The sequence below is a fragment of the Mesorhizobium sp. M0676 genome (assembly GCF_040320535.1).
Lineage (GTDB): Bacteria > Pseudomonadota > Alphaproteobacteria > Rhizobiales > Rhizobiaceae > Mesorhizobium.
This window is the reverse complement of record NZ_JAMYPU010000033.1, coordinates 1-14,091: the sequence shown is the minus strand read 5'-3', so window position 1 is coordinate 14,091 and position 14,091 is coordinate 1. Positions and strand designations below refer to the sequence as shown.

The window sequence follows — 14,091 nt, the reverse complement described above, 5'->3', positions numbered from 1 at the left end:
GGTTGGACATGTCCGCGCCTAGTGGATTGATACCGCTTCAACCGGGCGACCGGGCGCCGAACCTGATACTCGACGCCATTACCCAGGAAGGCAAGATTGCGCTTGACGACTTTCGCGGGCAAAAACCGGTGCTGGTCGGCCTGTTTCGAGGTCTGCATTGTGCGTTTTGCCGGCGCCACATCGCCGCTCAGGCGCGTCTCGATCCGGAGCTGCGCGAAAAGGGCGTGGAGAGCCTGACGGTGGTCAACACGCCGACCGAACGGGCGCGGCTCTATTTCCGCTACCATCCAATGCCGAACCTGCTTGCGGCGTCGGACCCGGAACGCGCTTCACATCGTGCTTTTGGACTGCCCAATCTCGAATTCACCGAGAACGAGACGAACTGGCCGTACAAGGTCGCGATGGCAGCGGCACAGGACATGCGGGTCGACATACCTGGCGAATTGCCCGGTCCCATGGATCCGATGACAGCCGCCGCAATCCTTGACAAGAAGGACCACTACGAACTGACCGAAGCCGACGAGCAGATGATGGCCACGGGACACGGACAACTGGTTGGTCAGTTCCTGCTGGACCGGCAGGGGATCGTCCGCTGGAGCTTCACGGAGGTCCCGGAGGGTGGGCGATACATGTTTGGCGCCCCAAACCCTAAGGAGCTGATGTCAGCCGTGTCGCAAGTCGCCCAATAATGAACTGACAAGTTCACCGTTTATCCGAGCACGGCCTCGACAGTGGCAATAAAGTCATCGAGCGAGCGGTCGCCGCGAATCTCGATGCGCGGAAGGTCGATGAGATCGCTATCGAGGTCCGCCGGCCCGTGCCTGCGGCCGAAGCCTACTCGATAGCCGCACTCCCTGGCCAGCCGGCCAAGCCGTCGGTCGGTGACGGAGAAGGGTGCCGCGAACGCCCTGGTTGGCCGGCCGGTCCAGCGTTCGATGAACAGACGAGAGCGCAGGAGCTCGGCGGCCAGGTCAGCGCTCGACAGACCATCGATGGCGCGATGCGTCGCCATGTGGCTGCCGAAGAAGGCGCCTTCGGCAGCGAGGCGTCGCACCGTCCCGGCGCCCATAAGCGGCGTCGGCGGACCGATGTCGGTGTCCCACTGTGCACTTTCGCCCACCAGGTCCGTCACCAGGAACACTTCCGCGGTCAGGTCGTTGGCGCGCAAGATCGGCCAGGCATGGTCGGCGAAGTTCTGGAAGCCGTCATCGAAGGTGATGAGCACCGGGCGGCCAACGAAAGGCTGACGGTTGGCGATGAATGCTTCCAGCTGCTCGGAGCCAATGGCGTGAAAGCCATTGGCGCGCACCCATGCCATCTGGCTGGCGAATGCGGCGGGCGTGAGCCGAAAACGAGCGAGCGCGGCCGGACCTTCATCGGCAACGCCGTGATACATGAGGACAGGGATATGCCGGCGCTGCTCGTTACGTGCGACGTCGCGGCGCAAGGCTCGCGCCCCACCCCAGACGATATTTCGCGCGACACCGATTTCGATGGGCGCGCGGATCGGCACATGATCGATCACCGTGTCCGTCGCCACCTCGTCCGGCGACAGGCGGCGGAAGCGGTCTATGCGGTAGAGCTCGGTCTGGATCGATTGCTCGAGGACGAGGCCTTCGGTCGCCGCCAGCGTCTCGGAGATCGCCTGGGCGCCGAATGTATTCCAGTCGAAGCCGGTCTTTTCGACATTGTCACGCAGCACGAATGCGTGTGCGCTGATGAAGCTGCCGCCAGGCGCCAACGCCTCGGCGAATTTCCTGGCGATGCGCCGTAGCTCGGCGAGATCATCGAGGTAGTAGAGCACTTCCGAACAGACGATCAGATCCATCTCACCCGGCAGCGTGTCGGCAGCGAAATCGAGTACGCCGAACTCGACATTCGGCTGATCGTTGCATCGGGCGCGGGCTCGCCCGACGGCTATGGCGGAAATGTCGGTTGCGGTCAAATGGCCGACGCGAGGCGCCAGCTGCCGCGTGAAGTGGCCCTCCGCGCAGGCCAATTCAAGCGCCCGCCCGATGGGACCGGGAGGCAGAATTTCGAGCTGGCGCTCGTATTTTTCCTGCTCATAGGACGAACCGTAGTTCCACGGATCCTCGGTCGCGAAATAGCTGTTCCAGAACGCCGTGCGATCCTTGTCGTGCTTGTCCGCGACCCGTGCGCGGCGCGGCGCAACAGGCTCTGACGGTTCAGCGCTCGACCGAACCAGGTCATGCGCCTGTGCGGCCAATTGCGCGAGTTTGCCGAAGTGGCTGTCCTGATCGGGCTCGCTTCCCGCCATGGCAAACGATGCCTCGGCTGCAGGCGTGTTTGACGTGGTCGCGCCGGCGCCCTTTTGCGGTGCAGGCGATCCTCCCGCAAGCCGCTCAGCAGGCACTACATCCAGGATCAATTCAATCCAATGATCGCTCGTCACCGTCCCGAGTGCACCGAACTGCACGACAGCCTGGATCCGGCCATCCAGCATCAGATGGGCATAGATCTGATCGATGCCTTCCGGCAGTTCGGTCGCGGTCGGATTGCGAGCGTCGACGCGAATTCCGAGCGTTCGCGCCAGCCTGCGCGGCGTGGCAAGATCGTCGGGTTCGAGAAGCATTTGCTCAAGCTGGTACTGGACGCGGCGAGCCGCTGCGGGATTGTCCCAGATCTTGCCGAGTTCGATGATCAATGCGGTGGTTGCGCTGCCGAACCTCGCCCATCCGGCAGCCAATTGCGCCGGCACCGACAGGCTTCCTGCCATGAGGCCATCGAAGATTACCTTGGCAATCTCATGCGCCCACTTGCGTCCCGCCGGGAGTGCGCGCAGGGGCTGCGGGTCGATCAAGCGCGAGCCTGAGCCGCATTCGGACGCGGCGTTCCGCAACGCCAGCCAAGCAAGCGCTTCAGATGCGGTGCCGCCTTTCGCCGAAATTGAACCCGAGGGATTGTGCGCCACGCCGTCTTACCTGCGCCTGGTTCTGAGGGAGAACAAGTGTCCCGCAACGCGCTTACATCGCCGGTCTGGAAAAAGCAAAAGGCGCCCCGAAAGGCGCCTCTTCATCGCTTGATTCCCCTAGAGGAAACTGGAGCGGGTGAAGCGATTCGAACGCTCGACCCCAACCTTGGCAAGGTTGTGCTCTACCCCTGAGCTACACCCGCTCACACGGCCCTTTGGCCGCAAGCCGGGCCTATATGGCTGAAGAGCGCGGCGATTGCAACAGGGAAATGACGGGCTTTTTGGTCGCGCCAAATCGCTTGGCGGAACCTTGTCGGCCACGCGGGTGGTTCATCGACTTCCCGCATGACGGTCTTGTCTCGGCGGCATCATTGGCCGTAAACGGCGTTGCCGCGCGCCGATACAGGGGAAGACCACCAATGCCGAAGACCGAAGCCGAGCTTTTCGCCTTTCTTGCCGATCTCGGCATATCAGTGTCGACCGTGCGCCATCCGCCGCTCTATACGGTGGCCGATTCGCAGTCGCTGCGCGGCGAGATACCGGGCGGGCACACGAAAAATCTGTTTCTCAAGGACAAGAAGGACAATTTCTTCCTGGTCAGCGTCGGCGAGGAGGCGGTCGTCGACCTGAAGCAGATCCACACGATGATCGGCGCCGCCGGCCGGGTGTCGTTCGGCAAGCCGGAGATGCTGATGGAGCTGCTCGGTGTCATTCCGGGCGCGGTCACCGTGTTCGGGCTGATCAACGACACCGAAAGACGGGTCAAAGTGGTGCTCGACCAGGATTTGATAGCACATGCGACAGTCAACGCGCATCCGCTGACCAATGAGGCGACGACGTCGATCGCGTCCGCCGACCTCATCAGATTCGTCGAGGCAACCGGACATGATGCTGCTATCTTGAAAGTCTCGGCTTGATCGCCACATGGATGGCGAAAACTGACCTCTAGTTAAGGACGTCGCGCTGCTCCGCTGGGCGCGATCGGAAGGGCGACGACATGAGCGACAACAACAATCCGTTTGGCGGCCAATTCGGCGGCAATTCTGGCCAGTACACCACGTCCGTGCAATATGGCGGCGCCGAGCCGGCCAAGTCGGCACTTGGCCCGACACCCGGCGCAGCACCTGCCGCTGGCGAGCTGATCAAGGACACCACGACCGCCACTTTCGCCGCCGACGTCATCCAGGAATCGCGCAAACAGCCGGTACTGGTCGATTTCTGGGCGCCGTGGTGCGGGCCCTGCAAGCAGCTCACGCCGCTTCTGGAAAAGGCGGTCAAGGCCGCCGGCGGCAAGGTCAAGCTGGTCAAAATGAACATTGACGATCATCCCTCGATCGCCGGCCAGCTCGGCATCCAGTCGATCCCGGCGGTCATCGCCTTCAAGGACGGCCAGCCTGTCGACGGCTTCATGGGCGCCATCCCCGAGAGCCAGATCGCCGAGTTCATCACCAAGGTCGGCGGCAAGGGCAATGGCGCGCCGCCGGTGGCCGAAGCACTGGCCGCGGCGGCGGAAGCGCATGCGGCGGGCGATGCGCAGACCGCAGCCGACATTTACGACGCCATCCTGGCGCAAGCGCCGGAGACGATCGAGGCGATTGCCGGGCTGGGCGAGCTTCTGTTCGAGGCCGGCGACAGCGACGGCGCCGAGGCGCTGCTGGCAACGGCGCCGGAGGCCAAGAAAAATGCGCCGGCACTTGCCGCGCTGCGTGCCAAGATGACGCTGGCTGCGGAAGCGGCAGCACTTGGCAATCCAGCTGAATTCGAGCAGCGACTGGCCGCCAATCCCGCCGACCACCAGGCGCGTTTCGACCTCGCCATGATCCAGAACGCCAGGGGCGAGCGCCATGCGGCGGCCGACAATCTTCTGGCGATTATAAAAGCCGACCGGACGTGGAACGAGGACGGCGCCAGGGCGCAGCTGCTGAAACTGTTCGAGGCCTGGGGCATGACCGACGAGGCGACGCTGGCGGCACGGCGCAAATTGTCGTCGCTGCTGTTTTCCTGAGCCGTTTGCCGGCCAAATTGCCGGGGCGTGGCTGTCGGGCCTTGCGGCCGGCGGCCGCCGCGCCAGATTAGGCCGATAACATCGCGCCCGAAGCGGGTCGGAGGAGTGAAGGTGCAGGTCGGAAACGCATTTTACCGGGTCGGCAAGGATCTGCCGGCAACCATTCCGGTGTTTCCGCTTGCCGGCGCGCTGCTGCTGCCGGGCGGGCGCATGCCGCTCAACATCTTCGAGCCGCGCTACCTGCAGATGGTGGATGAGGCGATCGCCGGCGCGCGGCTGATCGGCATCGTCCAGCCCAGCCTCAATGGCGCGTTGCGCGCCGACGGGGAGCCGGAACTGTGCAATGTCGGCTGCGCCGGGCGCATCATCTCGATGGCCGAGAGCGGCGACGGCCGCTATCTGGTTTCGCTGCAGGGCGTCTGCCGTTTCCGCATCACCAGCGAATTGCCGGTGAAGACGCCTTTCCGGCAATGCAAGCTGGCGCCGTTCCTCACCGATCTTGCCGAAGACCAGGCGGCAAGCGAGGTCGACCGGCCGGCGCTGTTGAAAGCGTTTCGCGCTTATCTGCAGGCCAACGATCTCGAAGCCGATTGGGAAAGCGTCAGCCGCGCCGAGAACACCATGCTGGTCAATGCGCTGTCGATGATGGCCCCCTACGGACCGGCCGAGAAACAGGCGCTGCTGGAGGCGCCCGACCTGAAAGCCCGCGCGGAGACGCTGATCGCCATCACCGAAATGGCGCTGGCGCGCGAGAATGAGGACTTTGGCTCCAGCCTGCAATAAGGGCTGAGCCGATGGCTGAAGGGGGATCCAATGGCTGCGGATGGGCGTGACGGCAAGTCGGTCAATGTCGATCCAAAATTGCTGGAGCTGCTGGCCTGCCCGCTGACCAAGGGGCCGCTGGCCTGGGACCCGGTGCGCGGCGAGTTGATCTCGCGGATCGCCAAGCTCGCTTATCCCGTGCGCGACGGCATCCCGATCATGCTGCCCTCGGAGGCGCGGACGATTTCGGCGGAAGACGTGCTGTCGCCGCCGCGATTGGGTGGGCCGGGCTGAGGGACCAGGGGTGGTTCAAACGGACCTCAGCCTAAGAAGCCATTCTGTTGGCGATCCTTCGCGCCCCCCTCTGCCCTTGCCGGCATTAATGTCATGGGCTCCCGACCGCCCTGCACTTGCCCTACTGAAAATTCCGCCCCTTGGGCATGACCCTTTCAGCTTTGTCCGAGAGGGTGGCAATGTCGGGCCGGGCAGCCGGCGTCATCTCTTCCAGCAGCACCGTCAGCCACGGTGTCAAATCCTCGATCTTTTCGGCGACGATGTGGATGACGTCGGATTCCGACTGCAGCTTGCCGGTGACCTTGACGAAGCGCGCGCCCATGACGATGGGCCGGAAACGGGTAAAGGTCCGCTCCCAGAAAATGACGTTGGCGACGGCCTTGTCGTCTTCTAGCGTCAGGAAGATCGCATTGCCCTTGCCGGGCCGCTGCCGCACCAGCACCAGGCCGGCGACCGAGACCCGCCTGCCGTCGCGCACCGAGCCGAGATTGGCATTGGGAATGACGCCGGCGCGGTCGAGCCGCTCGCGCAGAAAGGCGACCGGATGCGCCTTCAGCGACAGGCCGAGCGCGCGGTAGTCGTGGATGACGTGCTCGCCGAGCGGCATTGTCGGCAGTTTTGTCTCGGGCTCGAGTTCGCGCAGCCGGATCGCCGGCTGGTCGAACAGCGGCAGCCGTTCGGCGGCGCTCTTGCCATCCAGCGCGCGCACCGCCCACAAGGCTTCACGACGATCGAGGCCGAGTGAGCGGAAGGCGTCAGCCTGCGCCAGTCTTTCGATTTCGCCGACATCGAGGCCCGAGCGCAGCCAGACATCCCTGACGCTTGTATAGCCGGCGCCGCGCCGCGCGGTGAAAGCTTCCATACGCTTCTCGGCCAAGCCCTTGATCTGACGGAAGCCAAGCCGGACGGCGTACCGGGTCTTGATGACACCGCGCATTTCGGCATGGCGCGCCAGGATGCGGCCCGGATCGAATTGGGCTTTCTCCAGGGTGCAGTCCCAGTCGGAAAAATTGACGTCGACGTCGCGGATGTCGACGCCATGGTCGCGCGCGTCGCGCACCAGCTGGGCCGGCTGGTAAAACCCCATCGGCTGCGAATTCAGGATCGCGGCGCAGAACACGTCGGGATAAAAGGTCTTGAACCAGCAGGAGGCATAGACGAGCAAAGCGAAGGAGGCGGCGTGGCTTTCGGGAAAGCCGTATTCGCCGAAGCCTTCGATCTGCTTGAAGCAGCGCTCGGCGAAGTCCTTGGTGTATCCCTTGCCGACCATGCCGTCGATCATGCGCTGGCGGTAATTGCCGATGGTGCCGGTGCGCTTGAAGGTGGCCATGGCGCGGCGTAGTTCGTCGGCTTCGCCGGGTTTGAAACCACCGGCGACGATTGCAATATTCATCGCCTGTTCCTGAAACAGCGGCACGCCGAGTGTCTTCTTGAGAATAGCCTCCAGCTCTGGCTTTTGATATTCAGCCGCTTCCTTGCCCTGCCGACGGCGCAGATAGGGGTGCACCATGTCGCCCTGGATCGGGCCGGGCCGCACGATCGCCACCTCGATGACCAGGTCGTAGAATTCGCGCGGGCGTAGACGCGGCAGCATCGACATCTGCGCGCGCGATTCGATCTGGAAGACGCCGAGCGTGTCGGCGCGGCAGATCATGTCGTACACGTCGTTCTCTTCCGGCGGCAGGGTGGCCAGCACATAGGGTCGGCCGTAATCATCCCGGGCCTTCGGATAATGGTCGGTGAGCAAGGTGAAGGCGCGCTTCAGGCAGGTCAGCATGCCAAGCGCCAGAATATCGACCTTCAGGATCTTCACCGCGTCGAGATCGTCCTTATCCCACTCGACCATCTTGCGCTCGTCCATTGCCGTCTTGACGATGGGGACGATCTCGTCGAGCCGGTCGCGGGTAATGACGAAGCCGCCGACATGCTGCGACAGATGCCGGGGAAAGCCCATGATCTCGTTGGCGTGGGCGATCACGTGACGGGTCGAGGTCTCGTTGCGGTCGAGGCCGCCGGCATGCGCCTCCTTCTCGCCGAGCTCCGAGGTCGACCAGCCCCAGATCGAACTGGAGAGCGCAATGCGGACATCGTCCGACAGGCCCATGGCCTTGGCCACCTCGCGCAGCGCCGAGCGGCCGCGATAGCTGATGACGGCGGCAGCCAGCGCGGTGCGCTTGGCGCTGTATTTGGAGTAAATGTACTGGATCACCTCCTCACGCCGCTCATGCTCGAAATCGACGTCGATGTCGGGCGGCTCGTTGCGCTCCTCGGAAATGAAGCGCTCGAACAACGTGTCGATGCGCTCGGGGCCGACCTCGGTGATGCCGATGCAGTAGCAGACGATCGAGTTGGCGGCCGAGCCTCTGCCCTGGCACAGAATGCCCTCATTGCGGGCGAACTGGACGATGTCGTAAACGGTCAGGAAATAGCGCGCATAATTCAGACGCTCGATCAGAGCGAGCTCCTCACTGATGCGCTGCAAGACGGAAGCGGGGACGCCCGCCGGATAGCGCGTGGCGGCCCCCTCCCTGGCCAGACGCTCTAGCTCGGCCTGCGGCCCAAGTCCTGATTGCGTCGGCTCGTCGGGATAATTGTACTGGAGGTCGCTGAGCGAGAAGGTCAGTTCGCCGGCAAAGCGCAGCGTCTCGGCCAGCGCCTGCGGATGGCGGCGGAAGAGACGGGCCATTTCCAGCGGCGGCTTCAGATGGCGCTCGGCGTTGGCCGTCAGCTCCAGCCCGACCTCGGCGACCGGCAAATTGAGGCGGATGGCGGTGAGCACATCTTGCAGCGAGCGGCGCTCGGCGCTGTGATAAAGCACGTCGTTGGTCGCCATCAGCGGCACGCCGGCGATGTCCGCCATGCCCGCCGCCTGCTCAATGCGGAAACGGTCATTGCCGCGATGATCCGGCGCCATGCCTAGCCGCAAATTAGCGCCGAAGCGGTCTTTCAGTTGACGGACCAATGCCAAGGGATCGTCGGCATTCGCCGAGAGATCCGGCAGCACCGCCAGCGACAGCAGGTCGCCCCATTCGAGCAGGTCGCTGCGCTGGAGAAGGGTCGCGCCCTTCTCGTTTTCATCGCGCAGATTGGCTTGCGTCAGCATGCGGCAGAGATGGCCCCAGCCCTTGCGGTTCTGCGGATAGGCGAGAATGTCCGGCGTGCCGTCGCCGAACACCAGGCGGCAGCCGGGGTGATAGGCGAGCTTCTCGACCTTGGCCTGCTGCCAGGCGCGCACGACGCCGGCCACCGTGTTGCGGTCTGCCAGTCCGATCGAGGAAAAGCCGAGGAATTTGGCCGCCACCACCAGCTCCTCCGGCTTGGAGGCGCCGCGCAGGAAGGAGAAGTTCGACTGGATGCCGAATTCCGCATAGGGGATGACGGTCAGCGCGTTCATGCGAAGACCCCATGCATGAACCAGCGCGGCGGCACCTGCGGGTTGCCATAGAGGCCTTGCCGGTAGAGCCAGTAGCGGCGGCCGTCGGCATCCTCGATCCGGAAATAGTCACGCGTCGATGTGAGCGGATCGCTTGACGTTTCACGCCACCATTCCGGCGCGATGCGTTCCGGCCCCTCGGCGCGCGCGACCCGGTAGAGCGCGCGGCGCCAGCGGAAATTCATCGGCGGACCCTCAGGCATTTCGGTGGCCGGCACCTCGATCGGCTCGGGCGAACGGAACAGCCGGATCGGCCGTTCCGGCGGGAAGATGGTTGCGCGCGGCGCGTCTTTCGAGCCCGGCTTCCTGAGCGGTGTTTTGCGTTGTGGCGCTTCCGAGAACGGGATGGTGGCGATGGCGCGCTCCGGCAGATGGCTCTCGAGGGCGACCGGTTTCAGCACCGCACTGTCGCCGAGCCTGGCGCGGATGCGGTCGGCAAAGAGTGCCATGTCGGCGCCGTCATCCTCGGTCTCGCCGGTCAAATCGGCCTGCTGCATGTCGAAGCCGGCGGCCGCCAGCACCGAAAGCCGCACCAGGTCGAAGCCGTAGCCGGCATCGATGTCCTGTTCGAGCGCGGCCAGCCGCTCATGGAACAGGCGCTGGATAAGCTTGGGTTCGCGCAACGGTCGCGAGGTACCGACAGCGATGCGGCTGACGGCGCCGTCGACGCGAAACAAAAGCAGCGCCAGCATCCTTGCGCCCTCGCCGCGGCGTTCGAGATCGGCCTTCAGCGTCACCGCCAGCAAGAGCACCAGCCGTTCGATCTCGGCGGTCAGCACGACCGGCTCGGCCAGGTGGCGTTCGACCGAAAGCGGGGCCACGGGCAGGCGCGGCGATACCGCCTCGTCGAGGCGGCCGAGCGCCTGGTCGAGCCGCAACAGCAAGGTCGCGCCGAAGCGACGGGCGAGCGGCGCGCGCGGCGCTGCCATGACCGCGCCGGCGGTCCGCAGGCCGACGCTTTCCAAGCTGGCGCGGATATCGGCCTCGATGCGCAGTGCCGCCAGCGGCAAGGGGGCGAGCAGCGCTTCCTCCTCGCCGGAGACAACGATGCGGTTGCCGCAGAAGCGCGCCGCCGCCCAGGCTGCACCCGGCGTCGCGGCCAACCCGGCGCGGACATCGAAACCCTGCTGGAAAAACCGCGCAAGGATGTCGTCCAGCATGGCGCGCTCGCCGCCGAACAGATGCGTGCAGCCGGTGACGTCGAGATAAAGGCCATCAGTACCGTCGAGCGCCACCAGCGGCGTATAGCGATCGCACCAGTCGGCGAGGCCTTCGAGCAGCCGGCGATCGGCGTCCGGATCGGCCTCGACGATGTCGATCGAGGGATGCATGGCGCGCGCATCGGCAATGCCCATGCCAGGCTTCAGATGCAGCGCCTCAGCCCGCTCGTCGAGGGCCGATATGCGCTGGGCGTTGCGGTCGCGATGGCTGATCACGAGCGGTGGGTGAGATGGCGGCAGATGATCCGAAGGCCGGGAACGCCACGACCGTCCCAGGCGCTGGCGCAGGATCCGTTCTGCCGCCAGATGCGGGAACCACAGCGACAGAATTCTCTGCCCGTTTTTCGCGGGGCTTTCTTTCTTCGAATGCGTGTTCATCGGGGTTCCACTCCAGTGTGAATTGTCCAGGCAGAGCGGTGCGGCTCTTGCCGATGCTGACGGTGAAGGCAGGCCGGCCGATCGAGCCGGCGAGCGACCCGGCGATCGTCCGGCGGCTCGCCGCTGGTGCAGCCGACACGATGAGGCGCACCGGGGCGGCGGTCGGCTCGGCTTCGCCGGCCTGGCGCAGCAGGAACACCGGCCGGCCGGCGTTTTGGGCGCGCGCGTGCAGCCGGCGCGTCGCGGTGAGGTCGAGCCGCTGCGGGCTGCCACGGATTTCGAGGATGATTGCGGCGAGCGCCGTCATCTTCGCGGCCTCCTCGGCTACCCACAGCGCATCGGTGAGTTTCGGCGCCTCGGAAAACAGCAATTGCTCCGGTGCGATACCGAAAATGCCCTGCAATCCCCTGGCATAGGGAAAGCCGGCCTCGCGAAAAATCTCCGATGTGCCGATCCACAGCACGGGCAAGGGCTGGCCCTTGAGGATCAGGCTGACAAGCGACAGCACAAAGCCGGCGACGGCCCCGGCATTGCGGGTCTCAAGGCCATGGATTTCGCTCAAGGCGGCTTTCGGAAGGCCGCCGCTGAGGGCCGCATCGAGGCGCTCGACGCCGGTGGCCAGGAAAGCATCCGGCGAAGCCACGGCAAGCCCGCGCCGGATGATGGTGACATCGGCATCGGGTTCAGGCGCGGCGTCGAGACCGCCGCCAGGACCCGCGCGCAGCCCCTCGCCAGCCGGCGCGGCCAGGCGCTCGGGCAGCGTTCCCTCGATCTTCGCGATCTGGCGGCGCAGGGCAAAAACAGTCTCCCGCGCCACGGCTGATGTCGCCATGACGGTCAATTTCTCTCACAACTGTTCCTGTTATGTTCCTATAGATTCCAGAGGGTGCCGGAAGAGTCAAGCGGAGTCAGAAGGAATTTATTCCTTGATCAAAGGTGGCGAGGCCAACCTTGGACTTTGGTCGCAGCCATTCGGCGCAAAGAAACAGTCATTGGCCAGGTACCCGTCCATTTGCCGAGTCCGGAGGGAAAGCCTATATGCCGGATCAAAGGACAAAGCATGGCCCGCATCTACAAGACCCGCACCTGGCACGATGAACTCTCGCCTTCGATCGAGGAGATCGAGTTTCTGGCGCTGGAGGCGTACGCACATCTGCCCGACGATTTTCGCAAGCTGACCGGCGAGATCGTCATCATGATCGCCGAATTCCCGACCGACGAGATCATGGACGATCTGTCGCTGGAGACGCCGTTCGACCTGCTCGGCCTGTTCGAGGGCCGCGGCATCGCCGAGCGCTGGAACCCGCAGACCGGCGAAGGCCCGAACCGCATCACCCTCTACCGCCGCGCCATCCTCGACTACTGGGCCGAGAACGAAGAGACGCTGGGCGACATCGTCACCCATGTGCTGATCCACGAGATCGGTCACCATTTCGGCCTGTCGGACGACGATATGGAAAAGCTTGAAGAGGCGGCGGAGTAAGGCTGTGCGATATTCAGGTGAAGCCGGCCTGCGAACGGCAGCTTCCTGCGCTTCCGGTGCTCGCGTACTTCAAGTACGCTCCGCTCCGGTTCTCGGAAACCGCCGTTCTCGGCTCGGCCTGACCTGAATCTCGACACAGCCTGCGTCGGTGCCTGGCAAAGCTACCAGTCGCTCAGCTTGGTATCCGGCCCGTATTCCTGGCCGTCGATATCCTTCACCACCGACTGGCCGCAGCGCATCGATTTGGTCTTCTTGTCATAGGCGTAGGTCGGCGAGCCGTACAAATGCCAGCCCTTGTTCAGCGCCGCGGTTACCTTGTGACAGAAGGTGGAATCATCGGGGGCGGACAGAAAGCGGTAGAGTCTCATGGGTCAGGTCCTGTCGTAAGTTCTGTCTTGCAGGGCGGGATATTCCGAAGCCGGCTTAGGCAATCATGCGCCGATGGCGGCGGCCTTCGCCAGCAGTTTTTCGACTTGCGCCAGGTGCAGCCGTTCGACCATCCTGCCATCCAGCGCAATCACGCCCTTGCCGGCATTTTCGGGCAAGGCGAAAGCCTCTTTCACCGCATGCGCCTCGGCAAGGGCTTCGGGCGCGGGGGCAAAGGCGCGATTGGCGGCTTCGATCTGGGCCGGATGGATCAGCGTCTTGCCGTCGAAGCCCATGGCCGCCCCTTCCGTGCATTCGCGCGCAAACGCGTCGAGGTCGCGAAAATCGTTGGAGACGCCGTCGAGCATGTCGATGCCGCCGGCCCGCGCCGCCAGCACCATCTGCATCAGCCAAGGCACGAGGTAGCGCCGATCAGGCGTCGCCAGAATGCCGGTTTCCTTGACCAGATCGTTCGTTCCGGCAACGAAACAAGCTAGGCGCGAGGCCGGGTCGCGGCCGAGTTCGGCAATGGCGCCGATATTGAGCATGGCCTTGGGCGTCTCGATCATCGCCCAGAGCTTGACGCTGTCGGGGGCAAAATTATCGTCGAGCACGTCGCCGACTTCGAGGATATCGCGCGGCGTGGCGACCTTGGACAACAGGATGCCGTCGGGCGCGAATTTCGCCGCGGTCAGCAGGTCATCGTTGCCCCATTCGCTGGACAGCGCGTTGACGCGCACGATCATTTCGCAGCGGCGCCCATGCTGATTGGCAACTGGCCGGCTGGCGAAGATGCCGACCAGTTTGTCCCGCGCCGCAATCTTGTCGGCGGGGGCAACGGCGTCCTCGAGGTCGATGATGACGGCATCGCAGGCAAGCGTCGCGATCTTGGCCAGCGCCTTGTCATTGGAGGCGGGGACGTAAAGCACCGAGCGGCGCGGGCGGTAAGGTTCGCTTGTCATGGCCGATCTATGCCGCGTGTGGGCGGGGGAGGCAAGCGTCCGACCGGTACCTGATGACGAGCCAACTGCGAAAGCTTGCGCTGCCCCGCCCGTCCCGCAGCAGTTGCGGAAGGGGGCCTTTCCTCTCCCCCGTCGATCGGGGGAGAGGTGTCGAGCGGAGAGAGACGGAATTGTGGGGGGGGGCGGGGGTGTAGTCCCGTGTGTCGCCACGGGACGCGGGGTTTTTCAGCCATAGACGGAGGAGCTCGGGGGGGGG

Annotated in this window: 12 protein-coding genes and 1 tRNA gene; 6 read left to right on the top strand and 7 right to left on the bottom strand. The window is 64.5% G+C overall.

Annotated features, from left to right (window positions below):
- The first annotated feature begins 8 nt into the window (after positions 1-8).
- Positions 9-689: a redoxin domain-containing protein gene (locus NKI35_RS26825; protein WP_352741857.1), complete on the top strand. Its 681-nt coding sequence runs from the start codon at positions 9-11 to the stop codon at positions 687-689.
- 20 nt (positions 690-709) lie between these two features.
- Here the strand turns inward: NKI35_RS26825 and NKI35_RS26820 are convergent, their stop codons facing one another.
- Both NKI35_RS26820 and NKI35_RS26815 read right to left on the bottom strand, forming a co-directional pair.
- On the bottom strand, positions 710-2,737 hold the full coding sequence (locus tag NKI35_RS26820) for an SAM-dependent methyltransferase (RefSeq protein ID WP_352741834.1): 2,028 nt from the start codon (positions 2,735-2,737) through the stop codon (positions 710-712).
- A 323-nt stretch (positions 2,738-3,060) separates the two neighbouring features.
- A tRNA-Gly gene (locus NKI35_RS26815) sits at positions 3,061-3,135 on the bottom strand.
- Between the two features lie 216 nt (positions 3,136-3,351).
- On the opposite strand from NKI35_RS26815, the gene NKI35_RS26810 reads away from it, so the two are divergent.
- The 4 genes from NKI35_RS26810 (at position 3,352) to NKI35_RS26795 (ending at position 5,993) form a co-directional block, all read left to right on the top strand.
- Positions 3,352-3,849, top strand: coding sequence for a prolyl-tRNA synthetase associated domain-containing protein (locus NKI35_RS26810; protein WP_023672125.1), 498 nt, complete (start codon positions 3,352-3,354; stop codon positions 3,847-3,849).
- An 80-nt stretch (positions 3,850-3,929) separates the two neighbouring features.
- Positions 3,930-4,937 (top strand): thioredoxin, encoded by a 1,008-nt coding sequence (gene trxA / locus NKI35_RS26805; RefSeq protein ID WP_352741833.1) that lies wholly within the window; start codon positions 3,930-3,932, stop codon positions 4,935-4,937.
- Positions 4,938-5,048: 111 nt separating this feature from the next.
- Positions 5,049-5,720 carry an LON peptidase substrate-binding domain-containing protein gene (locus NKI35_RS26800; RefSeq protein WP_023685086.1) on the top strand — a complete coding sequence of 224 codons (672 nt, stop codon included), beginning with the start codon at positions 5,049-5,051 and terminating at the stop codon, positions 5,718-5,720.
- A 30-nt stretch (positions 5,721-5,750) separates the two neighbouring features.
- The gene (locus NKI35_RS26795) at positions 5,751-5,993 is read left to right on the top strand and encodes a Trm112 family protein (RefSeq protein WP_023687636.1); all 243 of its coding nucleotides are present in this window, start codon (positions 5,751-5,753) and stop codon (positions 5,991-5,993) included.
- A gap of 121 nt (positions 5,994-6,114) precedes the next feature.
- On the opposite strand, the gene NKI35_RS26790 is transcribed toward NKI35_RS26795, so the two are convergent.
- From NKI35_RS26790 to NKI35_RS26780, 3 genes are read right to left on the bottom strand one after another with little or no spacing between them, the layout of a single operon-like run.
- Positions 6,115-9,387 carry an error-prone DNA polymerase gene (locus tag NKI35_RS26790; RefSeq protein WP_352741832.1) on the bottom strand — a complete coding sequence of 1,091 codons (3,273 nt, stop codon included), beginning with the start codon at positions 9,385-9,387 and terminating at the stop codon, positions 6,115-6,117.
- Entirely contained in the window at positions 9,384-10,862 is a 1,479-nt protein-coding gene (locus NKI35_RS26785; protein WP_023816098.1) for a DUF6504 family protein, read from the bottom strand. The genes NKI35_RS26790 and NKI35_RS26785 overlap by 4 nt, the downstream gene beginning before the upstream one ends.
- Positions 10,804-11,856: an ImuA family protein gene (locus NKI35_RS26780; protein ID WP_023747409.1), complete on the bottom strand. Its 1,053-nt coding sequence runs from the start codon at positions 11,854-11,856 to the stop codon at positions 10,804-10,806. The genes NKI35_RS26785 and NKI35_RS26780 overlap by 59 nt, the downstream gene beginning before the upstream one ends.
- Before the next feature lie 228 nt (positions 11,857-12,084).
- On the opposite strand from NKI35_RS26780, the gene NKI35_RS26775 reads away from it, so the two are divergent.
- Positions 12,085-12,507 (top strand): metallopeptidase family protein, encoded by a 423-nt coding sequence (locus tag NKI35_RS26775; protein ID WP_023673918.1) that lies wholly within the window; start codon positions 12,085-12,087, stop codon positions 12,505-12,507.
- 161 nt (positions 12,508-12,668) lie between these two features.
- On the opposite strand, the gene NKI35_RS26770 is transcribed toward NKI35_RS26775, so the two are convergent.
- Both NKI35_RS26770 and NKI35_RS26765 read right to left on the bottom strand, forming a co-directional pair.
- A complete protein-coding gene (locus tag NKI35_RS26770; RefSeq protein ID WP_023699283.1) occupies positions 12,669-12,875 on the bottom strand; it encodes a DUF1737 domain-containing protein in 207 nt (68 codons plus the stop codon).
- Between the two features lie 63 nt (positions 12,876-12,938).
- Positions 12,939-13,835 carry an HpcH/HpaI aldolase/citrate lyase family protein gene (locus NKI35_RS26765; protein WP_352741831.1) on the bottom strand — a complete coding sequence of 299 codons (897 nt, stop codon included), beginning with the start codon at positions 13,833-13,835 and terminating at the stop codon, positions 12,939-12,941.
- Positions 13,836-14,091 lie beyond the last annotated feature (256 nt).

Bases quoted from the DNA above. Each gene is read 5' to 3' on its own strand.
- NKI35_RS26795 (WP_023687636.1), top strand. From the start codon at position 5,751: ATGGCTGCGGATGGGCGTGACGGCAAGTCGGTCAATGTCGATCCAAAA.
- NKI35_RS26770 (WP_023699283.1), bottom strand. From the start codon at position 12,875: ATGAGACTCTACCGCTTTCTGTCCGCCCCCGATGATTCCACCTTCTGT.
- NKI35_RS26825 (WP_352741857.1), top strand. From the start codon at position 9: ATGTCCGCGCCTAGTGGATTGATACCGCTTCAACCGGGCGACCGGGCG.
- NKI35_RS26775 (WP_023673918.1), top strand. From the start codon at position 12,085: ATGGCCCGCATCTACAAGACCCGCACCTGGCACGATGAACTCTCGCCT.
- NKI35_RS26780 (WP_023747409.1), bottom strand. From the start codon at position 11,856: ATGGCGACATCAGCCGTGGCGCGGGAGACTGTTTTTGCCCTGCGCCGC.
- NKI35_RS26820 (WP_352741834.1), bottom strand. From the start codon at position 2,737: ATGGCAGGAAGCCTGTCGGTGCCGGCGCAATTGGCTGCCGGATGGGCG.
- trxA (WP_352741833.1), top strand. From the start codon at position 3,930: ATGAGCGACAACAACAATCCGTTTGGCGGCCAATTCGGCGGCAATTCT.
- NKI35_RS26790 (WP_352741832.1), bottom strand. From the start codon at position 9,387: ATGAACGCGCTGACCGTCATCCCCTATGCGGAATTCGGCATCCAGTCG.
- NKI35_RS26765 (WP_352741831.1), bottom strand. From the start codon at position 13,835: ATGACAAGCGAACCTTACCGCCCGCGCCGCTCGGTGCTTTACGTCCCC.
- NKI35_RS26810 (WP_023672125.1), top strand. From the start codon at position 3,352: ATGCCGAAGACCGAAGCCGAGCTTTTCGCCTTTCTTGCCGATCTCGGC.